19 protein-coding genes, 1 tRNA gene and 2 pseudogenes are annotated in these 26,071 nt (G+C 69.0%); 14 read left to right on the top strand and 8 right to left on the bottom strand.

Annotated elements, in window-relative coordinates; all coding sequences use genetic code 11:
• The first annotated feature begins 66 nt into the window (after positions 1-66).
• The 7 genes from ACFWVP_RS30015 (at position 67) to ACFWVP_RS29985 (ending at position 9,238) form a co-directional block, all read left to right on the top strand.
• On the top strand, positions 67-2,346 hold the full coding sequence (locus ACFWVP_RS30015; protein WP_384501115.1) for an FdhF/YdeP family oxidoreductase: 2,280 nt from the start codon (positions 67-69) through the stop codon (positions 2,344-2,346).
• Between the two features lie 121 nt (positions 2,347-2,467).
• A complete protein-coding gene (locus tag ACFWVP_RS30010; protein WP_384501114.1) occupies positions 2,468-2,938 on the top strand; it encodes a PaaI family thioesterase in 471 nt (156 codons plus the stop codon).
• Between the two features lie 594 nt (positions 2,939-3,532).
• The gene (locus ACFWVP_RS30005; RefSeq protein WP_384501113.1) at positions 3,533-4,768 is read left to right on the top strand and encodes an ABC transporter substrate-binding protein; all 1,236 of its coding nucleotides are present in this window, start codon (positions 3,533-3,535) and stop codon (positions 4,766-4,768) included.
• Between the two features lie 99 nt (positions 4,769-4,867).
• The gene (locus tag ACFWVP_RS30000; RefSeq protein WP_384501112.1) at positions 4,868-5,800 is read left to right on the top strand and encodes a branched-chain amino acid ABC transporter permease; all 933 of its coding nucleotides are present in this window, start codon (positions 4,868-4,870) and stop codon (positions 5,798-5,800) included.
• Positions 5,801-5,805: 5 nt separating this feature from the next.
• Positions 5,806-7,536, top strand: a complete 1,731-nt coding sequence (locus tag ACFWVP_RS29995; RefSeq protein ID WP_384501152.1) for a branched-chain amino acid ABC transporter permease — start codon at positions 5,806-5,808, stop codon at positions 7,534-7,536.
• A 5-nt stretch (positions 7,537-7,541) separates the two neighbouring features.
• Positions 7,542-8,525 carry an ABC transporter ATP-binding protein gene (locus ACFWVP_RS29990; protein WP_384501151.1) on the top strand — a complete coding sequence of 328 codons (984 nt, stop codon included), beginning with the start codon at positions 7,542-7,544 and terminating at the stop codon, positions 8,523-8,525.
• On the top strand, positions 8,522-9,238 hold the full coding sequence (locus tag ACFWVP_RS29985; protein WP_384501111.1) for an ABC transporter ATP-binding protein: 717 nt from the start codon (positions 8,522-8,524) through the stop codon (positions 9,236-9,238). Before ACFWVP_RS29990 ends, ACFWVP_RS29985 begins: the two co-directional genes overlap by 4 nt.
• 74 nt (positions 9,239-9,312) lie before the next feature.
• Here ACFWVP_RS29985 and ACFWVP_RS29980 read toward each other — a convergent pair whose 3' ends face one another.
• Entirely contained in the window at positions 9,313-9,969 is a 657-nt protein-coding gene (locus ACFWVP_RS29980; protein ID WP_384501110.1) for an ANTAR domain-containing response regulator, read from the bottom strand.
• Positions 9,970-10,065: 96 nt separating this feature from the next.
• Between ACFWVP_RS29980 and ACFWVP_RS29975 the strand changes: the two genes are divergently transcribed.
• Both ACFWVP_RS29975 and ACFWVP_RS29970 read left to right on the top strand, forming a co-directional pair.
• A tRNA-Leu gene (locus ACFWVP_RS29975) sits at positions 10,066-10,140 on the top strand.
• 109 nt (positions 10,141-10,249) lie between these two features.
• Positions 10,250-11,008, top strand: coding sequence for a transcriptional regulator (locus ACFWVP_RS29970; RefSeq protein WP_384501109.1), 759 nt, complete (start codon positions 10,250-10,252; stop codon positions 11,006-11,008).
• A 6-nt stretch (positions 11,009-11,014) separates the two neighbouring features.
• Here ACFWVP_RS29970 and pyk read toward each other — a convergent pair whose 3' ends face one another.
• Positions 11,015-12,448 carry a pyruvate kinase gene (pyk, locus tag ACFWVP_RS29965; RefSeq protein WP_384501108.1) on the bottom strand — a complete coding sequence of 478 codons (1,434 nt, stop codon included), beginning with the start codon at positions 12,446-12,448 and terminating at the stop codon, positions 11,015-11,017.
• A gap of 292 nt (positions 12,449-12,740) precedes the next feature.
• Between pyk and ACFWVP_RS29960 the strand changes: the two genes are divergently transcribed.
• On the top strand, positions 12,741-14,546 hold the full coding sequence (locus tag ACFWVP_RS29960; RefSeq protein WP_384501107.1) for a bifunctional metallophosphatase/5'-nucleotidase: 1,806 nt from the start codon (positions 12,741-12,743) through the stop codon (positions 14,544-14,546).
• A 189-nt stretch (positions 14,547-14,735) separates the two neighbouring features.
• Here ACFWVP_RS29960 and ACFWVP_RS29955 read toward each other — a convergent pair whose 3' ends face one another.
• The 3 genes from ACFWVP_RS29955 to pepN all read right to left on the bottom strand — a co-directional run bounded on the left by ACFWVP_RS29955 (position 14,736) and on the right by pepN (position 20,432).
• Positions 14,736-16,169: a lysine N(6)-hydroxylase/L-ornithine N(5)-oxygenase family protein gene (locus ACFWVP_RS29955; protein ID WP_384501106.1), complete on the bottom strand. Its 1,434-nt coding sequence runs from the start codon at positions 16,167-16,169 to the stop codon at positions 14,736-14,738.
• The gene (locus ACFWVP_RS29950; RefSeq protein ID WP_384501105.1) at positions 16,166-17,563 is read right to left on the bottom strand and encodes a pyridoxal phosphate-dependent decarboxylase family protein; all 1,398 of its coding nucleotides are present in this window, start codon (positions 17,561-17,563) and stop codon (positions 16,166-16,168) included. Before ACFWVP_RS29950 ends, ACFWVP_RS29955 begins: the two co-directional genes overlap by 4 nt.
• 316 nt (positions 17,564-17,879) lie before the next feature.
• Positions 17,880-20,432, bottom strand: coding sequence for an aminopeptidase N (gene pepN, locus ACFWVP_RS29945; protein ID WP_384501104.1), 2,553 nt, complete (start codon positions 20,430-20,432; stop codon positions 17,880-17,882).
• Positions 20,433-20,858: 426 nt separating this feature from the next.
• On the opposite strand from pepN, the gene ACFWVP_RS29940 reads away from it, so the two are divergent.
• Entirely contained in the window at positions 20,859-21,779 is a 921-nt protein-coding gene (locus ACFWVP_RS29940; protein WP_384501103.1) for an MHYT domain-containing protein, read from the top strand.
• Positions 21,780-21,813: 34 nt separating this feature from the next.
• Here the strand turns inward: ACFWVP_RS29940 and ACFWVP_RS29935 are convergent, their stop codons facing one another.
• Both ACFWVP_RS29935 and ACFWVP_RS29930 read right to left on the bottom strand, forming a co-directional pair.
• Positions 21,814-22,149, bottom strand: a complete 336-nt coding sequence (locus ACFWVP_RS29935; RefSeq protein ID WP_384501150.1) for a chorismate mutase — start codon at positions 22,147-22,149, stop codon at positions 21,814-21,816.
• 27 nt (positions 22,150-22,176) lie between these two features.
• Positions 22,177-22,725 (bottom strand): annotated as a pseudogene (locus ACFWVP_RS29930) (helix-turn-helix domain-containing protein); the annotation flags it as partial.
• On the opposite strand from ACFWVP_RS29930, the pseudogene ACFWVP_RS29925 reads away from it, so the two are divergent.
• Positions 22,726-22,906 (top strand): annotated as a pseudogene (locus tag ACFWVP_RS29925) (hypothetical protein); the annotation flags it as partial.
• A 5-nt stretch (positions 22,907-22,911) separates the two neighbouring features.
• Here ACFWVP_RS29925 and ACFWVP_RS29920 read toward each other — a convergent pair.
• On the bottom strand, positions 22,912-23,685 hold the full coding sequence (locus tag ACFWVP_RS29920) for a S1 family peptidase (RefSeq protein ID WP_384501102.1): 774 nt from the start codon (positions 23,683-23,685) through the stop codon (positions 22,912-22,914).
• A gap of 255 nt (positions 23,686-23,940) precedes the next feature.
• Between ACFWVP_RS29920 and ACFWVP_RS29915 the strand changes: the two genes are divergently transcribed.
• Positions 23,941-24,855: a hypothetical protein gene (locus ACFWVP_RS29915; protein WP_384501101.1), complete on the top strand. Its 915-nt coding sequence runs from the start codon at positions 23,941-23,943 to the stop codon at positions 24,853-24,855.
• A gap of 38 nt (positions 24,856-24,893) precedes the next feature.
• Complete coding sequence (locus tag ACFWVP_RS29910) at positions 24,894-26,009, top strand: ankyrin repeat domain-containing protein (RefSeq protein ID WP_384501100.1); 1,116 nt, start codon at positions 24,894-24,896, stop codon at positions 26,007-26,009.
• Positions 26,010-26,071 lie beyond the last annotated feature (62 nt).

Below are 26,071 nucleotides of genomic sequence, written 5' to 3'. Positions count from 1 at the left end.
CCGGGCACCACCGCGCGGACGCATGACACGATCGAAAGAGGAAGAAGCGCTCGAAGGGGAGCAACCATGGCCACCAAGCCCCCGACCGGTGACCCGGTCCAGGACGCCCCGCAGGTCGAAGCGGTCCAGCACGCGGCCGCGGGGCTGCCCGCCGTCGCCCACAGCCTGATCGTCGCCCAGCAGCAGATGGGGCTACGGCGCACCGCGCGGACCCTCCTCAAGGTCAACCAGAAGGACGGGTTCGACTGTCCCGGCTGCGCCTGGCCCGAAGGCGACAAGCGGCACACCGCCGAATTCTGCGAGAACGGTGTCAAGGCCGTCGCCGAGGAGGCGACCCTGCGCCGTGTCACCCCCGACTTCTTCGCCGCGCACCCCGTCGCCGACCTGGCCGGCCGCAGCGGCTACTGGCTCGGCCAGCAGGGCCGCATCACGCAACCTGTGTATCTGCCCGAGGGCGCCGACCGGTACGAAGCCGTGACCTGGGAGCGCGCCTTCGAGATCCTCGCCGAGGAGCTCACGGCGCTCGCCTCCCCCGACGAGGCCCTGTTCTACACCTCGGGCCGCACCAGCAACGAGGCGGCGTTCCTGCTCCAGCTCTTCGCCCGGGAGTTCGGCACCAACAACCTTCCGGACTGCTCCAACATGTGCCACGAGTCATCGGGATCGGCGCTCACCGAGACCATCGGCATCGGCAAGGGCAGCGTCAGCCTGGACGATCTCCACCAGGCCGACCTGATCATCGTCGCCGGACAGAACCCGGGCACCAACCACCCCCGGATGCTCGCCGCCCTGGAGCAGGCCAAGGCCTCCGGAGCGAAGATCATCTCGGTGAACCCGCTGCCCGAGGCCGGCATGGAACGGTTCAAGAACCCCCAGACCGCCCGCGGCATGCTCAAGGGCGCGGCCCTCAACGACCTCTTCCTGCAGATCCGCATCGGCGGCGACCAGGCCCTCTTCCGCCTCCTCAACAAGATGATCCTTCGGACCGAAGGAGCCGTCGACACCGCTTTCGTCGCCGAACACACCCACGGCTACGAGGAGTTCGCCGCAGCCGCCCGCACCGCCGACTGGGCCGGGACCCTCGCCGCCACCGGCCTGGAACGCGAGGCCATCGAGCAGGCCCTCGCCATGGTCCTCGCCTCGAAGCGCACCGTCGTCTGCTGGGCCATGGGCCTCACCCAGCACAAACACTCCGTACCGACCATCCGCGAAGTGGTCAACTTCCTCCTGCTACGCGGCAACATCGGCCGGCCCGGCGCCGGGGTGTGCCCCGTACGCGGCCACTCCAACGTCCAGGGCGACCGCACCATGGGCATCTTCGAACGGCCCTCGGCCGCCTTCCTCGACGCCCTGGACCGGGAATTCGGCATCACCTCACCGCGCCACCACGGCTACGACGTCGTCCGGTCCATCCAGGCACTGCGCGACGGCGAGGCCAAGGTCTTCTTCGCCATGGGCGGCAACTTCGTCGCCGCGACACCCGACACCACCGTCACCGAGACAGCGATGCGCCGCGCCCGGCTCACCGTCCACGTGTCCACCAAGCTCAACCGTTCCCACGCCGTCACCGGCACCCGCGCCCTCATCCTGCCCACCCTCGGACGCACCGACAAGGACGTCCAGGCGGGGAAGAGGCAGTTCGTCACCGTCGAGGACTCCATGGGCCTCGTCCACTCCTCGCGCGGCAACCTCACCCCCGCGAGCCCCCACCTGCTCTCCGAGCCCGCCATCGTCGCCCGCCTGGCCCGCGCCGTCCTCGGCCCCCGGTCCACCACGCCCTGGGAGGACTTCGAGAAGGACTACGGGACGATCCGCGACCGCATCTCACGCGTCGTGCCCGGCTTCGAGGACTTCAACGCCCGCGTCGCACGACCGGGCGGCTTCTCCCTGCCCCACGCCCCGCGCGACGAACGCCGCTTCCCCACCGCCACCGGCAAGGCCAACTTCACCGCCGCACCCGTCGAGTACCCCGAACTCCCCGAAGGCAGACTGCTGTTGCAGACCCTGCGCTCCCACGACCAGTACAACACCACGATCTACGGCCTCGACGACCGCTACCGCGGCATCAAGGGCGGACGCCGCATCGTCATGGTCAACCCCGACGACGCCCGCACGCTCGGACTGGCCGACGGCTCGTACACCGACCTCGTGAGCGAGTGGAAGGACGGCGTCGAGCGCCGGGCACCGGGCTTCCGCGTCGTGCACTACCCGACCGCACGGGGCTGCGCCGCCGCGTACTACCCCGAGACCAACGTGCTCGTCCCGCTCGACGCGACCGCGGACACCAGCAACACCCCGGCCAGCAAGTCGGTCGTCGTCCGCTTCGAGCAGGCCGCGAACACCTGAGGGCCGCCGGGACCGGTGGGTGTCCCGGCCGCGGACACCGGCCCCTAAGCGTTCGCTCAGCCGTCTGATAAGAACAGGGCACACACCAGCGAACGACCGCAGACGATCGGAGCCGGACCCCATGGGCGAGCACACCGCACCCACGTTCCCCCAGGAGATCATCGACGAGTACGCCGCACTCGGCGTCGACCTCCCCGCCCTCTTCTCCGCCGGGCACCTCGGCGAGCGCATGGGCGTCACGATCGTCGAGGCGTCCGCCGAGCGCGTCGTGGGCACCATGCCCGTCGAGGGCAACACCCAGCCCTACGGCCTGCTCCACGGCGGCGCATCGGCCGTCCTCGCCGAGACCCTCGGCTCCGTCGGCAGCATGCTCCACGGCGGAGCCGGCAAGATCGCCGTCGGCGTGGACCTGAACTGCACCCACCACCGCGGCGCGCGCAGCGGCCTCGTGACGGGCGTCGCCACCCCCGTGCACCGTGGCCGCTCCACCGCCACGTACGAAATCGTCATCACCGACGAACAGGACAAGCGGGTCTGTACCGCCCGCCTCACCTGCCTCCTGCGCGACACGGAACGGCCCGCCGCCGGCTGACCACCAGACCCCCGGAACCCGCCGCCCGGTCCGGAATGCGCACCGCATTCCGGACCGGGCGGACCCATATCCGAAGCATTTCCGGAATGTTGCCGGACACGCACCGTCAACACTCCTGACCCGCACACATGCTCCACGAGGCACGTCAGCAGCCACTCAGGCAGCCGCAGCGAATCGAACCCATCGCCAGATGTAACACTGCGTAACAAATGTGCAATACACGAAAACGGCCACCGCACCCCCGCCGACCCACCGGCGCGACCTCGCCACGCCCCTTGCGCCCCGATTCGTGCGACAGCACCAAGATCCACCCAAGCCCCTTAGCAGAGCTGCACGTTCTCACCATGCGGTCACTTCCCCGCCCGGCAGAAAGCCGTACATGTCCACACAGCCACCTCAAGCCTTGCTCAAGGGCATAACAAGACAGTCACATCCTGCTCCACCCCCATCCCCGACCCCGCCCCTGCCCATAGAGTCACGGCCAGTCACCGCGCCGCCGGGCGTGTCTACTGCACGGCCCTGTATCGACCAGTACAGCCCGGCGTAGTCACGGCACCTCATGCAGAGGAGGCCGCGCCAGGGAAAGGACCTTTCGTGCGACACCGTTCTTTGATCATCCTCACCACAGTGCTCACCACCGGTGCACTCACACTCACCGCCTGCGGTTCGCGCGACGACAACAGCAAGGGCGACGGCGGCAGCGACAGCAAGACCACCGTCGTCATCGGTGTCGACGCCCCGCTGACCGGCTCCCTCTCCGCACTCGGCCAGGGCATCAAGAACTCCGTGGACCTCGCGGCCAGGACCGCCAACAAGAACAACGAAGTCCCCGGCATCGAATTCAAGATCGAAGCCCTCGACGACCAGGCCGTCCCCGCCTCCGGACAGGCCAACGCCACCAAGTTCGTCGGCAACAAGGACGTCCTCGGAGCCGTCGGCCCCCTGAACTCGGGCGTCGCCCAGTCCATGCAGGGCGTCTTCGACAAGGCAGGCCTCGCCCAGGTCTCCCCCGCCAACACCAACCCGGCACTCAGCCAGGGCGACAACTGGGCCACGGGCGAACCCAAGCGCACCTTCAAGACCTACTTCCGCACCTGCGCCACCGACGTCGTCCAGGGCAAGTTCGCCGCCCAGTACCTGTACAACGACGCCAAGAAGAAGAAGGTCTACGTCGTCGACGACAAGCAGACCTACGGCGCCGGCCTCGCCGCGATCTTCTCCGCGGAATTCGAGCGCCTCGGCGGCAAGGTCGTCGGCACCGACCACGTCACGGTGAAGGAGACCGACTTCTCCAGCACCGCCGACAAGGTCAAGAGCGCCGGCGCCGACTCCGTCTACTACGGCGGCCAGTACCCCGAGGGCGGCCTGCTCTCCGACCAGATCAAGAAGACCGGCGCCAAGATCCCCACCATGGGCGGCGACGGCATCTACGACCCCGCCTTCATCAGCGCCTCCGGTGAGGCCAACGACGGCGACTACGCCACGTCCATCGGCTACCCCGTCGAGGCCCTCCCGACCGCCAAGCAGTTCATCACCGACTACGCGGCCGGCGGCTACAAGGACCCCTACGCGGCCTACGGCGGCTACTCCTACGACGCCGGATGGGCCATCATCCAGGCCGTCAAGGCCGTCGTCGCCGACAACGACGGCAAGCTCCCCGAGGACGCCCGCGCCAAGGTCACCGAGGCCATGTCCAAGGTCTCCTTCGACGGCGTGACCGGCAAGGTCTCCTTCGACGAGTTCGGTGACACCACCAACAAGCAGCTCACCGTCTACGAGGTCCAGAAGGGCGCCTGGAAGGACGTCAAGAGCGCCACGTTCGAAGACTGATCACCCAGCACACCCACAGCACATGCTCCTGACCGCGCGAGGGCGCAAACAGCGCCCTCGCGCGGTGTCATATCCGACAAGCTCATCGGAGGCACTGCGGTGAACGAACTGCCGCAACAGCTGGCCAACGGTCTCGCACTCGGCGCGCTCTATGGCCTCATAGCCATCGGGTACACCATGGTGTACGGGATCGTCCAGCTCATCAATTTCGCCCACGGCGAGATCTTCATGATCGGGGGCTTCGGCGCCCTCACCACCTACCTGGCGCTCCCCAGCGGAACGTCCCTCCTGGTGGCCATACCCCTCATGATCGTCGGCGGCGCAATCGCCTCCGTCGCCGTAGCAACAGCCGCGGAACGCTTCGCCTACCGACCACTGCGCGGAGCCCCCCGGCTCGCCCCGCTCATCACCGCGATCGGCCTCTCGATCGTCCTCCAGCAGCTCGTCTGGGGCTTCTACCCCGACGCGAAGAAGCCCCTCAGCTTCCCCGAATTCCACGGCGGCTCCTTCCAACTGCTCGACAACCTGTACATCCAGCGCGCCGACGCCTTCATCCTCGTCCTCGCCCCCCTGTGCATGCTCGCCCTCGGCATGTTCGTCTCCAAGAGCCGCAGCGGCCGCGCCATGCAGGCCACCGCACAGGACCCCGACACGGCCAAGCTCATGGGCATCAACACCGACCGCATCATCGTGATGGCCTTCGCCATCGGTGCCGCGTTCGCAGCCGTCGCAGCCGTCGCCTACGGAGTCGACAAGGGCCAGATCGGCTGGGAGATGGGCTTCCTCCTCGGACTCAAGGCCTTCACCGCCGCAGTCCTCGGCGGCATCGGCAACATCTACGGAGCCATGGTCGGCGGAGTCGTCCTCGGCCTCGCCGAAGCCCTCTCCATCGCCTACATCGAAGAGATCCCCGGCATGCAGCAGCTCGGCGGCGGCGCCTGGGCCAACGTCTGGGCATTCGTACTTCTCATCGTCGTCCTCCTCGTCAGGCCACAAGGCCTGCTCGGCGAGCGCGTCGCGGATCGGGCGTGAGAGCCATGACAACCGACACCACCAAAACCGCGGCCGCCACCCCGGCCACCAGCTCCCGGACCACCGGCCTGCGCCGCCTCACCGCCCTCGGCGGCATCGCGACCATCGCCAGCACCTTCATGTCCTGGACCTACACCGACGAGTTCCCCGGCGACCTCACCGTCTACGGCTACCCCGGCGGCCTCCAGGTCCTCACCCTCGTCGCAGGCGCCCTCGTACTCCTGTACGCACTCGCCGCCCTCGACATCCCCGGCCTCCGCTGGATCGCACCCACCGGAACCACCAAAGCACTCCAGTTCCTCGCCCTCGGCGCCTTCGGTACCACCTGGTTCACCGTCATCGCCATCACCGTCGAACTCGGCGGCATCGTCAACCTGGAGCCCGGCGGCTTCGTAGCAGCGGTGGCCTCCGCCATCCCGCTCGTCGCCCTCCTCCTGCCCGACGACACCCGCAAGGCCTCACGCCCCAAGGACCTCCCCTCCTGGGCCGAGATCCTCATCATCGTCATCGCCTTCGGAGTCGGCCTCTTCGTCGTCACCTACGGCATCGACACCGAGTACGCCGAACTCTTCACCGGCTACCTGCTCACCGCCGGCTTCGCCATCGGCGCCCTCTTCAAAGCCGGCATCATGGCCCGGCTCTCCGCACTCACCACCAAATACCGCTCCATCGCCGTGGCCGCCGCATTCGTCGCCGCAGCAGCGTTCCCCTTCACCCAGAACACCGACCAGTACACCCTCATCGCGGTCAACATCCTCATCTTCGCGACCGTCGCACTCGGGCTGAACATCGTCGTCGGCCTCGCCGGACTCCTCGACCTCGGATACGTCGCCTTCCTCGGCGTCGGCGCCTACACCGCCGCACTCGTCTCGGGCACCACCGCATCCGCCTTCGACGTCCACTTCCCCTTCTGGGCAGCCGTCCTCACCGGAGCAGCCGTCTCCCTGATCTTCGGCGTCATCATCGGAGCACCCACACTCCGACTCCGCGGCGACTACCTCGCCATCGTCACCCTCGGCTTCGGCGAGATCTTCCGCATCACCGTAGGCAACCTCGACGGCGTATCCGGACCCCGCGTCACCAACGGCCCCAACGGCGTACCCAACATCCCCGACCTCGTCTTCTTCGGATACGACTTCGGCGAATCCCACACCGTCCTGGGCATCGAACTCGGCGGATACGCCAACTACTACCTGCTCATGCTGCTCGCGATGATCCTCGTGGTCCTCGTCTTCAGCCGAGCCGGCAGCTCCCGCATCGGCCGCGCCTGGGTCGCCATCCGCGAGGACGAGACCGCGGCCACCGCCATGGGCATCAACGGCTTCCGCGTCAAGCTCATCGCCTTCGCACTCGGCGCCACCCTCGCCGGACTCGCCGGCACCGTCCAGGCCCACGTACAGAGCACCGTCGTCCCGGAGATGTACGTCTTCGCCGGCCCCGTGCCGCCCAACTCCGCCTTCCTCCTCGCCGCGGTCATCCTCGGCGGCATGGGAACGATCAGCGGACCCCTGATCGGCGCCACGCTCCTGTACATGATCCCCGCGAAGCTGCAGTTCCTCCAGGACTACCAGCTCCTCGGCTTCGGCCTCGCACTCATCCTGCTGATGCGCTTCCGCCCCGAAGGCCTCATCGCCAACCGGCGGGCCCAGCTCGAATACCACGAGACCGGCCAACTCGACACACCCGAGGGCACCCTGCCCGCATCCGGCGTCGGCACCGTGAAGGCGGGGGCGTGAACGACATGACGACCACCACCGAGACCACCACGCCGGTCCTGGACGCGAGCGGCGTCACCATGCGCTTCGGCGGCCTCACCGCCGTACGCGACGTCGACCTCAAGGTCAACGCCGGCGAGATCGTCGGCCTCATCGGCCCCAACGGCGCCGGCAAGACCACCTTCTTCAACTGCCTCACCGGCCTCTACGTCCCCACCGAGGGCAAGGTCCGCTACAAGGGCACCGTCCTGCCGCCCAAGCCCCACCTCGTCACCCAGGCAGGCATCGCCCGCACCTTCCAGAACATCCGGCTCTTCGCCAACATGACCGTCCTGGAGAACGTCCTCGTCGGACGCCACACCAGGACCAAGGAAGGCCTCTGGTCCGCACTCCTGCGCGGCCCCGGGTTCAAGAGGGCCGAAGCCGCCTCCCACGCACGAGCCATGGAACTCCTCGAGTTCATCGGCCTCCAGGACAAGGCCGACCACCTCGCACGCAACCTCCCCTACGGAGACCAGCGCAAGCTGGAGATCGCGCGCGCCCTCGCCAGCGACCCCGGCCTCCTCCTCCTGGACGAGCCCACCGCCGGCATGAACCCGCAGGAAACCCGCGTCACCGAAGAACTCATCTTCGCCATCCGGGACATGGGCATCGCCGTACTCGTCATCGAGCACGACATGCGCTTCATCTTCAACCTCTGCGACCGCGTCGCCTGCCTCGTCCAGGGCGAGAAACTCGTCGAAGGCACACCCGCCGTCGTCCAGAGCGACGAACGCGTCATCGCCGCCTACCTCGGCACACCCTTCGAAGGGGACACCCCCGACAAGAAGGAAGCCCCCGCACCCGAGCCGGTGCCGGCCCCCGAAGCCGATGCCGCGCCCGAGGCCGCACCGGAGGCCGAGCAGACGGAAGCGGCGGCGGAGCCCGGGGCCACGGACACCGCCGAAGCCGCAACGCCGAAGACGGACGAGGCCAAGCGCACCACCAGCACAGAAGGGGAAGGCCAGTGACCGCACTGCTCGAGGTCGAGGACCTCAGGGTCGCCTACGGCAAGATCGAAGCCGTCAAGGGAATCTCCTTCAGCGTCGAAGCCGGCCAGGTCGTCACCCTCATCGGCACCAACGGCGCGGGCAAGACCACCACCCTGCGCACCCTCTCCGGACTCCTCAAGCCCTCCGGCGGCCGGATCCTCTTCGACGGGAAGCCCCTCACCGGCATCCCCGCCCACAAGATCGTGGCACTGGGCCTCGCCCACTCCCCCGAGGGACGCCACATCTTCCCCCGCCTCACCATCGCGGAGAACCTCCAGCTCGGCGCCTTCCTCCGCACCGACAAGGCAGGCATCGAGAAGGACATCCAGCGCGCCTACGACCTCTTCCCCATCCTCGGGGAACGCCGGAAGCAGGCCGCGGGAACCCTCTCCGGCGGCGAACAGCAGATGCTCGCCATGGGCCGCGCACTCATGTCCCAGCCCAAGCTGCTCATGCTCGACGAGCCCTCCATGGGCCTCTCCCCGATCATGATGCAGAAGATCATGGAGACCATCGTCCAGCTCAAGGCGGCGGGCACCACGATCCTGCTCGTCGAGCAGAACGCGCAGGCCGCCCTCTCCCTCGCGGACCAGGGCCACGTCATGGAGGTCGGCAAGGTCGTCCTCTCCGGCACCGGCGCGGATCTCCTCCACGACGAGTCGGTCCGCAAGGCCTACCTCGGCGAGGACTGACCCCTCCGCACCATACGAAGGAGGCCCGCCCCCGGTCGTTCGGGGGCGGGCCTCGTTCGTATGTCCGTACGGCGCTACTCGGCCGCCTTCTTCTTCTCCTCGGCGTCCTCGATCAGTGCCTCGGCGAGCTGCTGCATCGACAGACGGCGGTCCATCGACGTCTTCTGGATCCAGCGGAACGCGGCAGGCTCGGAGAGCCCGTAGTCCGTCTGCAGGATGCTCTTCGCCCGGTCCACCAGCTTCCGGGTCTCCAGCCGCTGGGAGAGGTCGGCGATCTCGTTCTCCAGCGCCTTCAGCTCCGCGAAGCGGGACACGGCCATCTCGATGGCGGGCACCACGTCGCTCTTGCTGAACGGCTTCACGAGGTACGCCATCGCCCCGGCGTCCCGGGCCCGCTCGACGAGGTCGCGCTGCGAGAAGGCGGTGAGCATCAGGACGGGGGCGATGGACTCCTCGGCGATCTTCTCGGCCGCGGAGATGCCGTCGAGCACCGGCATCTTCACATCGAGGATGACCAGGTCCGGCCGGTGCTCCCGCGCCAGCTCGACGGCCTGCTGCCCGTCCCCGGCCTCACCGACGACCGCGTAGCCCTCCTCCTCCAGCATCTCCTTGAGGTCGAGGCGGATGAGCGCCTCGTCCTCGGCGATGACGACGCGGGTCGTCAGCGGCGGGACGTGCGACTTGTCGTCGTCGGCGTCGTCTACGGGCTGGGGCGACTCGGGGGTGGTCACGGGGCTCCTCGTTACGGGGCAGATGCAGCTCCTTGAGCCTACCTAGCTGCGGTATGGTGTCACTACGCGGGGCACTCGTGGCCCTTCCTTTCTAAGGCCCCAGTACTCCAACTGGTTAGAGAGGCGGCTCTCAAACAGCCGACAGTGTGGGTTCGAATCCCACCTGGGGCACTTTTCCTTCGATTCGAAGGTTGCAAGGAAATGGTACGCATTCACGTGATCGTGTGACTGCAGCACCGTTTCCACGTCTGCGCACCACAATCCGACCAGGCTCGGAAGTGTGTACGACCTCGAAACGCGCAAACGCGCGCTGGCCCTCCTCGACCAGGGCTACAGCCAGAACTCGGTCAGCAAGCAGACCGGCATTTCCCGTGCCGCGATCCGGTCATGGCTTGTCCGGATAGACCCTCTCGGCCGCTCCACCCCTTGCCCCAGATGCAGTGACGCCCCCGTGGCACCCCAAGATCCGGTCGCCTACAGCTACTTACTCGGCCTGTACCTCGGAGACGGCTGCATCAGCTTCAATCGACGGGGTGTGTACTCTCTCCGAATCGCATGCGCCGACGCATGGCCGGGCCTCATCGACGCCTGCGTCGCAGCCGTACTGAAGGTGCGGCCGTCAAACAAGGTTTGCCGGGTAGCGAGTCCGGGCTGTCAGTACGTCACGTGCTGGAGCAAGCACTGGCCATGCCTCTTCCCTCAGCACGGCCCCGGAAAGAAGCACGACCGCAAGATCGCCCTCGAAGCATGGCAACAGAAGATCGTGGACGCCCACCCGTGGGACTTCATCCGCGGCCTCATCCACTCCGACGGCTGCCGGATCATCAACTGGACCACCCGCCTCGTCCGTGGTGAGCGGAAACGGTACGAGTACCCCCGGTACTTCTTCACCAACCTGTCGGCAGACATCCTGGGCCTCTTCACCAGCACGCTCGACCATGTGGGGGTTGAGTGGAAGCACACCAACGGGAAAAACATCTCCGTAGCCCGACGGGCATCCGTGGCGCTCATGGACGCTCACGTCGGGCCGAAGTACTGACGACCGTCACTTCGGGCTGTCGTCCTCACCGATGTGGTGCACCCGCACCAGATTCGTGGAGCCGGCCACTCCCGGCGGTGAGCCCGCCGTGATGACCACCACGTCTCCCTTCTTGCAGCGGCCGATCCTCAGCAGTTCCTCGTCCACCTGCGCCACCATCGCGTCCGTCGAGTCCACGTGCGGCCCGAGGAACGTCTCCACGCCCCACGTCAGGTTCAGCTGCGCGCGGGTGGCCGGGTCCGGGGTGAAGGCCAGGAGCGGGATCGGGGAGCGGTAGCGGGAGAGCCGCTTGACCGTGTCGCCGCTCTGGGTGAAGGCCACCAGGAACTTCGCGCCGAGGAAGTCGCCCATCTCGGCTGCCGCGCGGGCGACCGCGCCGCCCTGGGTGCGGGGCTTGTTCCGGTCGGTGAGGGGCGGGAGGCCCTTGGCGAGGATGTCCTCCTCGGCCGCCTCGACGATGCGGGCCATCGTGCGGACCGTCTCGACGGGGTACTTGCCGACGCTGGTCTCGCCGGACAGCATCACCGCGTCCGTGCCGTCGATGACGGCGTTGGCGACGTCGGAGGCCTCGGCGCGGGTGGGCCGGGAGTTGTCGATCATCGAGTCGAGCATCTGCGTGGCGACGATGACCGGCTTGGCGTTGCGCTTGGCGAGCTTGATGGCGCGCTTCTGGACGATCGGGACCTGTTCCAGGGGCATCTCGACGCCCAGGTCGCCGCGGGCGACCATGATGCCGTCGAAGGCGGCGACGATGTCGTCGATGTTCTCGACGGCCTGGGGCTTCTCGACCTTGGCGATGACGGGGAGTCGGCGGCCTTCCTCGTCCATGACGCGGTGGACGTCGTCGATGTCGCGTCCCGAGCGTACGAAGGACAGGGCGATGACGTCCGCGCCGGTGCGCAGGGCCCAGCGGAGGTCGTCGATGTCCTTTTCGGAGAGTGCGGGGACGGAGACGGCGACGCCGGGGAGGTTGAGTCCCTTGTGGTCGGAGACCATGCCGCCTTCGATGACGGTGGTGTGGACGCGGGGTCCGTCGATGCCGGTGACTTCGAGGGTGACGCGGCCGTCGTCGATGAGGATGCGTTCACCGGCGGTGACGTCGGCGGCGAGGCCGTCGTAGGTAGTGCCGCAGGTGTGGCGGTCGCCTTCCATGGGTTCGACGGTGATGGTGAAGTCGTCGCCGCGTTCAAGGAGTACGGGGCCTTCGGCGAAGCGTCCGAGGCGGATCTTCGGGCCTTGAAGGTCGGCGAGGATTCCTACGCTGCGTCCGGTCTCTTCGGCTGCTTTGCGTACGCGGTGGTATCGCTCTTCGTGTTCGGCGTAGGTGCCGTGGCTGAGGTTGAGGCGGGCAATGTCCATTCCCGCTTCGACGAGTGCCTTGATCTGCTCGTATGTGTCGGTTGCGGGTCCCAGGGTGCAAACGATTTTCGCTCGGCGCATGGTTCGAGCCTAGACCTTACCTACGGGTAGGTAATTGGCCTTGCATGAAAGCCCAACAACCTTTGGGTGAAAGCTTATTGACAAGTGTTGAATTGTGCGGCGGTGCGCTCCGATGAGCATTCCGGGTGGCGTTGGCGGATGGGTCAGGGTGCCGCGGCCGGGTCGCGCGGGCGTCCGCCGTCGGGGTGGGGTGTGCTGGTGGTCATCAGATCGAAACCTGCGTGGGGTGTTGCGGGGTGTGGTGGCTGAGCCAGAATCTACGCGCGTTGTTCGTCTGGACGAGGAGTCAAGAATGCCGTTGAACCGTAGGACTTTTCTGGGCCGGTCGGCCGCTGCCGGTGCGGGTGTGGCGCTGGCGGGCGGGGCTGTCGCCGGGCCTGCCGGGGCCGCGGAGGCGAAGGGGCACGGGCGTCCGGCGAAGCGGTACTCGTTCACCGTGATGGGGACGACGGACCTGCACGGCAACGTCTTCAACTGGGACTACTTCACGGACAGGGAGTTCGACGACAAGGCGCACAACGATGTGGGCCTGGCGAAGATCTCGACGCTGGTGGAGCAGATCCGTGAGGAGCGTGGGCGGCGGAACACGCTGCTGATCGACGCGGGTGACACGATCCAGGGCACGCAGTTGTCGTACTACTACGCGAAGGTCGATCCGATCACGGCGAAGCGTGGTCCGGTGCATCCGATGGCGCAGGCGATGAACCGGATCGGGTACGACGCCGCGGCGCTCGGCAACCATGAGTTCAATTACGGCATTCCGGTGCTGCGTAAGTTCGAGGAGCAGTGCGATTTTCCGCTGCTTGGTGCGAACGCGCTGGACGCGAAGACGTTGCGGCCGGCGTTCGCCCCGTATGTGATCAAGCGGATGCGTACGCCGTACGGCCGTGATGTGCGGGTGGCTGTGCTGGGGTTGACGAATCCGGGTATAGCGATCTGGGACAAGGCGAATGTGGGCGGGAAGATGGTGTTCCCGGGTCTTGAGGAGCAGGCGGCGAAGTGGGTGCCGAAGCTTCGTTCGATGGGCGCTGATGTGGTCATCGTTTCGGCGCATTCGGGTTCGTCGGGTACGTCGTCGTACGGGGATCAGTTGCCGTACGTGGAGAACGCGGCGGGTCTGGTGGCGGAGCAGGTGCCGGGTATCGATGCGATTCTGGTGGGTCACGCGCATTCGGAGATTCCCGAGTATTTCGTGACGAACAAGGAGACGGGTAAGCAGGTCGTTCTTTCGGAGCCGTTGAAGTGGGGGCAGCGGTTGACGTTGTTCGACTTCGATCTGGTGTGGGAGAAGGGTCGCTGGGTCGTGGAGAAGGTCGGCGCGGAGGTGTTGAATTCGAATGCGGTGGAGGAGGATCCGCGGATCACGTCGATGCTCGGGGACGAGCACACGAAGGTGGTGGCGTATGTGAATCAGGTGATCGGTACGTCGGTGGTGGCGATGTCGACGGTGGACGCGCCGTGGAAGGACGAGCCGGTCATCGATCTGATCAACCTGGTGCAGGCGGACACGGTGAGGGAGGCGTTGGCGGGTGGGGAGTACGCGGCGTTGCCGGTGCTGTCGCAGGCCGCTTGTTTCTCGCGTACGGCGGCGATTCCGGCCGGTGAGGTGACGATCAGGGATGCTGCGGGGCTGTATCCGTTCGAGAACACGCTGGAGGCGCGGTTGCTGACGGGTGCGCAGCTCAAGGATTATCTGGAGTATTCGGCGCGGTATTACGTGCGGACGGCTTCGGGTGTGCCGGTGGATACGTCGAAGTTGACGAATGCGGATGGTGTTCCGGACTACAACTATGACGTGGTGTCGGGTGTGTCGTACGAGATCGATGTCGCGCAGCCGGTGGGTTCGCGGATCGTGGGGTTGTCGTTCGGGGGGAGGCCGGTGGATCCGGCTGCGGAGTTCGTGTTCGCGGTGAACAATTACCGGGCGAGTGGTGGGGGTAACTTCCCGCATGTGCCGGGTGCGAAGCAGTTGTGGGCGAATTCGGATGAGATCCGGAACACGATCATCGGTTGGGTGCGGGCGAAGGGTTCGGTGGATCCGGCGGAGTTCGCTTCGGTGGACTGGCGGCTGACGCGTGAGGGTGTGCCGGTGTTCTGAGTGGTTGGGGTGTTCGGGGTGCTTCGAGTGTTCGGGGTGCTCCGGGTGCCCGGGGTGCTCTGAGTGCCTGGGTACCGGGTGTTGGGCCGGCCGGTGGGGCCGCCCGTGGTTGTTCCGGGTGGTCCCACCGTTGTCGTCGGGGGCGGTCTGCGGGTGCGGGCCGCCCCTTTCTGTCGTGGGTGGGTGGGTTCACGGGTGGTGGTGGAGGCGGGTGGTGTGTGTGGTGCCTTGGCCGGGGATGCGGGGGGTGGGGTGGGGGGTGAGGCCGAAGGTGGTGAACGCGGTGCGTTGTGGGAGGGGGTAGGGGGTGGTGCCGGTGAGGTCGTTGAGGATGGTGGCGCTGCGGTAGGCGGCGAGGCCGAGGTCGGGGGCGCCGACTCCGTGGGTGTGGCGTTCGGCGTTCTGTACGTAGATGTGGCCGGTGACGGCGGGGTCGAGGTCGAGCCGGTATGTCTCGTCGACGCGGGGGCGGTGGGAGGCGTCCCGGCGGATGTGGGGGTCGATGCCGTCGAGGAGGGTGTCGAGGGGGCGTTCGTGGTAGCCGGTGGCGAGGATGACGGCGTCGGTGGTGAGGCGGGTGCGGGTGGCCTGCTGGGTGTGTTCGAGGTGGAGTTCGATGCGGGTGCCTGAGATGCGGCCTGCGGTGCGGACGGTGACTCCGGGGGTGAGGGTGGCGTCGGGCCAGCCGCCGTGGAGGGTGCGTCGGTAGAGCTCGTCGTGGATGGCGGCGATGGTGTCGGTGTCGATGCCTTTGTGGAGTTGCCACTGGCTGGGGACGAGGGTGTCGCGTACGGCTTCGGGGAGTGCGTGGAAGTAGCGGGTGTAGTCGGGGGTGAAGTGTTCGAGGCCGAGTTTGGAGTACTCCATGGGGGCGAAGGCCGGGGTGCGGGCGAGCCAGTGGATCTTCTCGGTTCCGTGGGGGCGGGCGCGGAGGAGGTCGAGGAAGATCTCGGCGCCGGACTGGCCGGATCCGATGACGGTGACGTGTTCGGCGGCCAGGAGTTCCTGTCGGTGGTGGAGGTAGTCGGCGGAGTGGATGACGGGGAGGGTCGCGGCGTCGGTGAGGGGGCGTAGGGCTTCGGGGATGAAGGGTTCGGTGCCTACGCCGAGGGCGATGTGGCGGGTGTAGGCGCGGCCGAGTGCTTCGGCTTCGCCTTGGGGGTCGAGTTGGGTGAAGTCGACTTCGAAGAGGGCGCGGTCGGTGTTCCAGCGGATGGTGTCGACCTGGTGGCCGAAGTGGAGGCCGGGGAGGTGTCGGCTGACCCAGCGGCAGTAGGCGTCGTATTCGGTGCGTTCGATGTGGAAGCGCTCGGCGAAGTAGAAGGGGTAGAGGCGGTCCTGGGTGCGGAGGTGGTTGAGGAAGGTCCAGGGGCTGGTGGGGTCGGCGAGGGTGACGAGGTCGGCGAGGAAGGGGACTTGGAGGGTGGCGCCGTCGATGAGGAGTCCGGGGTGCCAGTGGAAGGCGGGGTTCTGTTCGTAGAAGGTGGCGGCGAGGGGGTGGGGGTTGTCGGGGGTGGTGGGGATGCCGTGGGCGAGTGCGGCGAGGGAGAGGTTGAAGGGGCCGATGCCGATGCCGATGAGGTCGTGCGGCCGGTCGGGGGTGGCCGCGGGCTGTTCGGTCATCGGGGGGTGCTGCCTTCCGTGAGGCCGGTGACGGCGTGGGTGACGAGGGTGGTGAGCCGGCGGAGGTCTTCGGGGGTGGTGTGGGGGTTGAGGAGGGTGGCTTTGAGCCAGAGGCGGTTGTCGGCGTGGGCGCGGCCGAGTACGGCTTTGCCTTGGGTGAGGAGGGTGCGGCGGATGGTGGCGACGGTGGTGTCGTCTGTGTCGGTGGGGCGGAAGAGGACGGTGCTGATGGTGGGGCGGGCGTAGAGGTCGAGGTGGGGGGTGGTGGTGATGATGTCGGCGAGGTGGTGGGCGGCGGCGAGGGTGCGGTCGATGAGGTCGGCCATTCCGTCGCGGCCGAGTGCCTGGAGGGTGGCGGCGATTTTCAGGGCGTCGGGGCGTCGGGTGGTGCGCAGGGAGCGGCCGAGGAGGTCGGGGAGGCCGGCGTCGGTGTCGTCGCCTGCGTTGAGGTAGGGGGCTTGGTGGTGGAGGGCGTCGAGGTCGTGGTGGTGGGGGACGGCGAGGATGCCGGCGGATGCGGGTTGCCAGCCGAGTTTGTGCAGGTCGAGGGTGACGCTGTGGGCGCGGTGAAGGCCGTGGACGAGATGGCGGTGGGTGGGGCTGAAGAGGAGTGGGCCGCCGTACGCGGCGTCGATGTGGAGTTCGGCGCCGTGGGCCTGGGTGAGGTCGGCGATGGCGTGGAGGGGGTCGATGTGGCCGGTGTCGGTGGTGCCGGCGGTGGCTGTGACGAGGAGGGGGCCTGGGTGTCGGGTGAGGGCGGTTTCGAGGGCTGGGAGGTCCATGGTGCCGGTGGGGGCGGGGATGACGAGGGGGGTGGGGAGGCCGAGGAGCCAGGTGGCGCGGGCGATGCTGTGGTGGGCGTTCTCGGCGCAGATGGTCTGGACGGGGCCGTGGCGTTCGCGGGCGAGGAGGAGGGCGAGTTGGTTGGCTTCGGTGCCGCCTGTGGTGATGAGGGCGTCGGGGTGGGGGGTGTGGGGGTAGATCTCGGCGGCGAGTGTGCGGGTGAGGGTGGCTTCGAGGGCGGAGGCGGCGGGGGCCTGGTCCCAGGAGTCCATGGAGGGGTTGAGTGCTGATGCGGCGAGGTCGGCTGCTGCGGCGACGGCGAGGGGTGGGGTGTGGAGGTGGGCGGCGCAGTGGGGGTGTGCGGGGTCTGCGGCGCCTTCGGTGAGTGCGGTGACGAGGGTGCGCAGGGCGTGGTGGGGACCGGTGCCGTGGTCGGGGACGAGGGGGCCGGTGGTGTGGTGCGTGTGGTGGGTGATGGTGTCGGGGCCGCCTGCGGGGAGGGGTCCGTCGCGGCGGGCGGCGCCGTCGTGGAGTGCGGTGAGCACGGTGTCGAGGAGGGGGCGCAGGTGGGTGGGGCCTGCGGTGCCTCCGGCCAGGGGTGGGGTGGGCATGGGTCCGGTGGTCCTTCGGGTGCGCGGGTGCGGGCGTGCCGGCTTGCCGGGGTTTCGGGGGGAGCGGCCGAAGAGCCCAACGATCTGAACCCGAAAGGGGTACTGCTGCCTGGTGTCGGCCGGGGCGGCGAGGGCGTGGCTGGTATGGGTGTGCGCTGTTCGCATGGCTGTGCCCGGCCCCCCTGGTGTGGGTGGGCCGGGCACGGTGGGTGGTGCGTACGTCGAGGTCTGGCGCCGGATGGGTGTCGCGTACGCCGACGGCGCGGGTCGGGTCGTGGGTGGGTGTGTCGTGCCGTCGGGGTGCGGTGTGGGCGGGTCAGTGGGCGTTGCGTACGGCGAGGGCGCGGCGCAGGTCGTCGAGTTGGTCGGTGAGTTTGCGTCGCAGGGCGGGGATGAGTGCCTGGTCGTCGAGGGCGTCGGTGCCGAGGCGGAGGCTGTGGGGGTCGATGGCGTAGGCGGGGAAGGCGTGGCGGCCGGCGGCTTCGGCGATGGCGGGGCCTCGGCGTACGGCGAGGGCGGTGGCCTCGGGGTAGTAGCGGGCGACGTAGTCGTGGAGGAGGTCGTGCTGTTCGGGTTGCCAGAAGCCTTGGGCGGTGGCGGTGAAGAGGTAGTTGGAGAGGGTGTCGTCGGTGAACATGGCGTGCCAGGCGGTGGTCTTCGCTTCGGGGGTGGGGAGGGCGGCGCGGCAGCGGGCGGCGCCTTCCTGTCCGGTGGCGCTGGGGTCCTTGGCGAGTTCGTCGGCGATGGCTGCTTCGTCGGTGGCGCCGAGGACGGCGAGTCGGGTGAGGATGCGCCAGCGGAGTTCGGGGTCGAGTTCGGGTCCGCCGGGAACGGTGCCGTCGTTCAGCCAGTCCTGGATGGCGTCGGGTTGGGTGGCCGCGTCGATGAAGTGGCGTACGGCGGTGAGGCGGAGGCCGGGTGCGGGGTTGCCGGGGCCGGTGGTGTCGGCGCCTTGTTCCCAGTCCTTGGCGGTGAGGCCTTCGGTGCGGCGGAGCAGGTCGCGGCAGAGTGAGGTGAGGGTGCTGAGGGCTGCGGGTCGGTCGTGGGGGGTGAGGTAGCGGTCGGTGATGTGGGTGGCGGCGAAGCCGAGGACGCCGTGGACGAGGGCGAGGTCGGTCTCGTGCGGGAGGTGGGTGCGGGCGGCGGTGAGGTAGGCCGTGGGGTGGAGTTCGCCGTCGCGGACCATGTCGCGGGCGGTGTTCCACAGGAGGGCGCGGGTGAGGGGGTCGGGGATGCCGGAGAGGTGGTCGAGTGTGGTGGCCCAGGACGCGGGGTCGAGCCTGATCTTGGCGTAGGTGAGGTCGTTGTCGTTGAGGACGACGAGGGCGGGGCGGCGGCCGGGCAGGGTGGTGGGGGCGTCGCCCTGGGGGATGTCGAGTTCGAAGCGGGAGCGCAGGACGAGTTGGACGGTGCCGGACTGGGTGTCGAGCATGTGGTCGTAGGTGCCGACGGCGATGCGGTGGGGGCGGTTGCCGGTGTGTTCGACGGCGAGGGTCCAGGTGTGGCCGGTGTCCTCGGTGTGTGCGGTGAGGGTGTCGATGCCGGTGGTGCGCAGCCAGGTGGCGGCCCAGGCGTGGACGTCGCGGTCGGTGGCGGAGGCGAGGTTGTCGATGAAGTCGGCGAGGGTGGCGTTGGCGAATCTGTGCCGGGCGAAGTGGGTGTTGATTCCGGCGAGGAAGTCCTTCTCGCCGAGCCAGGCGACGAGTTGGCGGAGGGCGGACGCGCCCTTGGCGTAGGAGATGCCGTCGAAGTTGAGCAGGGCGGAGGCGGTGTCGGGGACGGCGTCGGGGTCGGGGGCGACGGGGTGGGTGGAGGGGCGTTGGTCTGCGTCGTAGCCCCAGCCCTTGCGGGCGACGCCGAAGTCGACCCAGGTGTCGGTGAAGCGGGTGGCTTCGGTGAGGGTCTGGTAGCCCATGTATTCGGCGAAGGACTCGTTGAGCCAGATGTCGTCCCACCAGGTGAGGGTGACGAGGTCGCCGAACCACATGTGGGCCATCTCGTGGGCGATGACCATGGCGCGGGTCTGGCGTTCGGTGTCGGTGACGGCGGAGCGGTAGATGAATTCGTCGCGGAAGGTGACGAGTCCGGGGTTCTCCATGGCGCCGGCGTTGAATTCGGGGACGAATGCCTGGTCGTAGGAGTCGAAGGGGTAGGGCTCGTCGAACTTCTCGTGGTAGCGGTCGTAGCAGGCGCGGGTGAGGGTGAGGATCTCGTCGGCGTCGGTGTCGAGGTGGGGTGCCAGTGAGCGGCGGCAGTGGATGCCGAAGGGGATTCCCGCGTGTTCGGTGGTGACGGAGTGCCAGGGGCCTGCGGCGACGGCGACGAGGTAGGTGGAGATGGGTGGGGTGGGGGCGATGGTCCAGCGGCCGGGGGCGGTGCGGGTGGCGATGCCGTTGCCGAGGACGGTCCAGTTGTGGGGTGCGGTGACGGTGATGTCGAAGACGGACTTGAGGTCGGGCTGGTCGAAGGCGGCGAAGACGCGTTGGACGTCGTCCATGAAGAGCTGGGTGTAGACGTATGTCCGGCCGTCGGCGGGGTCGGTGAAGCGGTGCATGCCTTCGCCGGTGCGGGAGTAGCGGAGGGAGGCGTCGACGGTGAGTTCGTGGGGGCCCTGGGTGAGGTGGGTGAGGGGGTAGCGGTTTCCGTCGAGGAGGGCGGGGTCGAGGGGGTGTCCGTCGAGACTGAGCGAGCGCAGGGTCTCCGGCTTGATCTCGACGAAGGTGTCTCCGGCCGTGCGGGCGGTGAACCGGATGACGGTCCGGGAGTCGAAGGTCTCCTCGCCTGCTGTGAGATCGAGGTCGACCGTGTACCGGTGTACGTCGAGGAGCTGGGCGCGGGTCTGCGCTTCGTTGCGCGTCAGTACGGACATGGCGCCCATGCTGCCGTACAGGTCGGGGGCTGTGCAGTGGGGTTCTCGCAGGGCTGACGGGCGGGGGTGGTCGGGGCGGGGGCTGCCTGTCATGGGTGTTCGTGGTGGCCCGGCGTGTCTGTTCGTGGTGGCCCGGCGTGTCTGTTCGTGGCGGCCCGGCGTAAATGTTCGTGAGGGCCGGTGTGGATGTGCGTGGTGGCCTGATGTGGGTGTGCGCGGGGGCGAGGTGTCGTCGTTTCTCGTTCGTTTATCTTGATCTTGAGGTTGAAGTCCCCGAAATATCCCCTAACACCCCCTTGACTGATCACTTTTATACATTTTGCGGCAATTTTCTGGATCAAGATTTGGCCAAATACTAAGGCGACCCTAAAGTCACCTCTCACACTCTTTCTTCACACCTTCCACATGCCAGGGAGCTGCCTGCTCATGCAAGGCACGATCGACGGTTTCAACTACGGCGCCGTGACCCCCGTGGTGGCGTACGTGATGGCATGTCTGGGCGGTGCGCTGGGGCTGCGCTGCACCATCCGCTCCCTGCACAACGCCAGCGCCTGGAAGCCCGGCTGGCTCGCGCTCGGCGCGGCCTCGATCGGCTCGGGCATCTGGACGATGCACTTCGTCGCCATGTTGGGTTTCGACGTGGCGGAGGCCCCGGTCACCTACGACCTCCGGCTCACCGTCCTGAGCCTGGTGGTCGCGATCGTGGTGGTCGGCGTGGGTGTCCTCATCGTGGGCTACCGGGGTGCGACCCGGCCTGCGTTGATATCGGCGGGCCTGATCACCGGGCTCGGTGTCGCGGCGATGCACTACATCGGCATGGCGGGCATGCGGCTCAACGGCCGGATCGAGTACGACACCGTGGCCGTCACGCTCTCCGTCGTGATCGCCGTCGCCGCCGCGACCGCCGCGCTCTGGGCCGCCGTGTCCGTCCACGGTTTCCTGGCGAGCCTCGGTGCCTGCATGGTCATGGGTGTCGCCGTCACCGGTATGCACTACGTGGGCATGACCGGCATCGCCGTGCACCTGCACGATGTCGACAACTCCCAGGCGATCGTGGGGGACGCCGCGACCTCGATCATGCTGCCGCTGCTGATCGGGCCGGTGACGTTCCTGATCCTCGCCGGTGTCATCGTGATGTTCGACCCGCTCCTCGTCCTCGGTGAGGGTGAGTGGTCCGCCTCGGACACCCCGGCCGACGGGCCTCGGTCCGCGGCCCGGGCCCGGGGAACCCGGCCGGGTCGGCCCGCCGAGCCCGGGTCGGCGTACCCGTCCCGGTACCCGCCGGCGCACCCGCCGCAGTCCGGCCCCTCCCGCGACACCCCCTCCCGGGACACTCCCACCTGGTGACGTGTCCGCCTGGTGACGTGTCCCGGGTCCTGTCTCAGGCCCCGGGGGGCACGGTCTCCCCCGCCGACTCCTCCGCGATGCGCTCGTGGTGCCGGATGACCTCCGCCACGATGAAGTTCAGCAGCTTCTCGGCGAACGCGGGATCCAGCTTGGCGCTCTCCGCCAGTTGCCGCAGCCGGGCGATCTGACGGCTCTCGCGGGCCGGGTCGGCGGGCGGCAGCTGGTGCGCCGCCTTGAGGTGGCCCACCTGCTGGGTGGCCTTGAAACGCTCGGCGAGCATATGGACGACTGCGGCATCGATGTTGTCGATGCTCTCGCGCAGCCGGTTCAGTTCCGCTCGGACGGACTCGTCGATGTCGCTCGTGGTCATGGTCGACGAGCCTAGCCGCACCTGCGGGGGCGGGATCATCGGCGGGTCCTCCGGGTCCGGTACCCGGTCGCCCCAGCCGCCCGGCACACTGCGGCCCCGCTGTGCGCGGAAGCGGACCGGTGCCGTGCCGACCCGGCGGGCGAACAGCCGTGAGAAGTAGGCCGGGTCGTCGTAGCCGACGCGCCGGGCGACCGCCGCGACCGGCAGGCCGGTGGCGGCGAACAGCTCCTCGGCGCGGCCCGGCCCGATGGACAGCGGGTAGTCCTTGGGGCTGCACCCCGCTCCCCGGCGTACCGCCGTGCGCAGTCCGGCGGATGTCATGCCGTGGCGGGCCGCGTGCTCGGCGACGGAGAGCGGCTGGAACGCGTCCCGTGCCAGGGCCTGCAGCACCGGGTCGCCGTCCGGTCCCACGTCGGCGCGTGCCCGGCGCAGCGAGACGAGGAGTTCGTGGACGGCGGCGCCCGCCTCCACCTCCAGCAGCGGGTTCCCGCGGTGTGCGGAGCGCACGATGCGGCCGATGGCGGCGCGGGGCGCGGAGGTGTCGGGGAGCGGGACGAGGGGGCGGTCCGGTTCGATTGCCTGGGCCGCTACTGGTCGGTGGGGCCGCAGCGCCTGCTGTACGTGCCGGGGCCGGTCCTCCGCGAGGGTTCCGACGAGGTGTGGGGTGCTGTAGCCGGAGGAGGCCGGGGCCCCGTTCGTGGAGGTGGGTCCGGGGGCGCCCGTCAGGAAGGGCGCCCCCGGGGATGTGCGGGGGTGAGCCGGTCAGAGGGTCGAGGCCGCTGACGCGATGGCCGAGGCGAAGGTCGACACCTCGGTGTACACGCCGGGGTAGCCGGCGCGTGCGCAGCCCTCGCCCCAGCTGACGATGCCGACCTGGATCCAGGCTCCGGCGTTGTCCTTGCGGAACATGGGGCCGCCGGAGTCACCCTGGCAGGTGTCGACGCCGCCGGTGTTCACGTATCCGGCGCAGAGTTCCTCGGCGGGGACGAGGTCGCTGCCGTAGGCCTGGCGGCAGACGGTGTCGGAGACGTAGGGCACGCTCGCCTTGAGGAGGTAGCGCTGCTGGGCGCCGCCCTCGGTGGCCGCGCCCCAGCCGGCGACGGTGAAGGTGCCGGTGTTGTACGCGGTGGTGGTGGCGATCTTCAGGGTGGGCTGGTTGATGGGCTGGGCGAGCTTGATGAGCGCCCAGTCCTTGCCCGTGCCGTTGTAGCCGGGGGCCCGGAGGACCTTGGTGGACCTGACCTTGACGGCGCTGGAGGACTGCAGGTCGACGACGCCGCCGGTGGCTGTGATCGAGGTGTTGTTGCCGGAGCCGTTCACGCAGTGCGCGGCGGTCAGCACGATGTCCTGGGCGTAGAGCGCGCCGCCGCAGCCCATGGAGAGCCGGACCATGAAGGGGAATTCGCCCTGGGCGGCGCGGGTGCCGCCGACGACGGGGGCGGGGGCCGCGGATGCGCTGGGCTGGAGGCTGAGGCCGGCGAGGACGACCGCGGCGACGACGGAACATCTTTTGAGGGTGCGCAGAAGCTGCTTCAAGGGACTGCCTGCTTTCGGTGGGGGGTTCGGTGGGGGTGCGGGTGCAGGCGTGCGGGTGTGCAGGTCCAGGTCAGGGGCACAGCCGTCCACATTCTCGACATGCTCCCGACAAGACCGATCCGATTATCGGGAGACGATCACCGCTGCCACAAGGCAGGGATTCCGGCCAAGATCATCAGCCGGTCAACCGGCCCGCTCCCCCGCGCGTCCGCCTAGAGTGAGGTCCGTTGAGCACGATCGACGGGGAGTTGGGACGTGAGCGACAGCAGGAGCGGCACGACCGGCGGTAGCCCGGTCGTCCACGGATTCCCGCACCTCGACACCGTCAGGTCCGCGATCACCGCGCTCTACCGGCGGATCTCACCGGACGGGGTGCACAGGTACGCCACCAGCCTCGCCCCGGCCGACGCGGCCTTCTCCGACGGGGACGACCTGCACCTCGGCGCCCAGCGGGTGGCGCACGCCCTGGTGCAGCACCTGCGTCTGCCGGAGGCCCGGGTCATCGTCGCCTTCCGGCCGATGGAGCACGCCGCGAGTGTCGAACTCACGGCGGGGCCGGAGTACTTCATCGAGCTCAACGACCGGTTCCGCACGCACCGCAGGGACATCGGGGCGGCGCTGGCGCACGAGATCACCCATGTCCTGCTGCACCGGCTGGGGCTGGAGTTCCCCGGCACCCGTGACAACGAGATCCTCACCGACACGGTGACCGCCTACCTCGGCGCGGGCTGGCTGCTGCTGGACGCCTTCCGTGAGGACGCGACCTCCAGTCAGAAGCTCGGCTATCTCACGCCCGAGGAGTTCGGTTACGTCCTGGCCGAACGCGCGCTCGTCTTCGACGAGGACCCGTCCGTGTGGTTCACCAGCCCGCAGGCGTACACGGCGTACACGAAGGGCCGGGACCGTGCCCGGTACGACCGTGACCGGCCACCGCTGGCCTCGGCGGGCTGGGCGGGCCGCCGCCGTTACGCCAAGGACCGGCGCCAGGCCGGGGAACGCCGGGCGGCGGGCCAGGACCCGTCCGTGCCCTACGCCTTCGAGAGCGGGTCCGCCGGACTCCGGGTCTCCTTCCCCTGCCCCACCTGTCACCAGCGCGTCCGGGTCCCGGCCCGGGGCCGGGTGCGCGTCCGGTGCGGGCTGTGCCGCACGGTCCTGGAGTGCGACACCTGATTCGTGGTCACGGGCGGGGACCGCCGTAGGGTCGGTGCATGATGAACGATCCGGCCGGGGACCCGAGCAGCCTCTTCGAGGCGTTGTACGAGGGTGACGACGCCGTCCTACGCGCGCTCCGCGCGGGTGCGCCCTCCGAGGCGACCGACGAGGACGGCACGACCGCGCTGTATCTGGCGTCGGTGCAGGACCTGCCGGGTGCGGTCCGGCTGCTGCTGGCCGTGGGCGCGGACCCGAACCGGGCGAGCGGCCCGGAGGCCGGTGACCTGCCGCTGTGCGGGGCGGCGTGCGGCGGGCACACCGAGGTCGTCGAGGCGCTGCTGGCAGCCGGAGCCTGGCCGGACCTGCGCGAGGATTTCGGCTTCACCGCGCTGCGCTGGGCGGTCGGTCTGGGCCACGCGCGGATCACCGAGCTGCTGCTCGACCACGGCGCGGACCCCGGTCTGCCCGGTCCGCAGGGCGAACCCCCGCTGGTCGTCGCGGCCCGGCGGGGTTCGGCGCGCACCGTACGGGCCCTGCTCCGGCACGGCGCCCCGGACCTGGCCCCGGCGCTGGAGGAGGCCCGGCGCGTGCTGGCGCTCGACGTGGAACAGGACCTGCGGGACGCGCTGTCCGACCTGTACGGGGACGACGCTCGTCACGGGACCGCGGTGCGCCGCACGGCCGTGGACGGCGGGGTGACCGTCACCGTCGAACTGCTGCGGGACGGCGAGCCTTTCGCGGGGCAGGACCGCCAGACGGGGCACGGCGCGGTCGCGACGATGCTGGAACACGCGCTGGGGCTGCGGGCCTCCTACGAGGAACTGGCGGCCAGGGCACTGCGGTACGGGGACCCCGAGCTGGACAACTGGCAGGAGTCGGTCGGGGCGTTGTGGCTGCGCGGCGACGAGGAGACGTTCCAGGCGGCGGCGGCTTGGACGGCGAGCGGCGATCCGCTGCGGCAGGCGTTCGGGGCGCAGGTGCTGGCACGGCTCGGATTCGGTTCCGGTGCGCGGCCGTTCGCGGGGCGTGCGGTGCCCCTGCTGCGGGAGCTGGCGCGCGGGGCCGTGGACGCGGTGGTCGTCGCCTCCGCGGAACGGGCACTCGGCCGGTACGAGGAACCGGCCGGCCCGCCGGAGGAGCAGTACGGCCGGACCGGGGGCCCCGCGGACTGAGGGGGCGGATCCAGGAGGGCCGGCCTCAGCCCGGCGCCGGGCTGAGGCCGGCCCTCCTGGAT

It is taken from the genome of Streptomyces sp. NPDC058637, assembly GCF_042717325.1.
Lineage (GTDB): Bacteria > Actinomycetota > Actinomycetes > Streptomycetales > Streptomycetaceae > Streptomyces.
The sequence above is the reverse complement of the archived record's forward strand: the minus strand, read 5'-3'. Positions and strand labels throughout refer to the sequence as shown.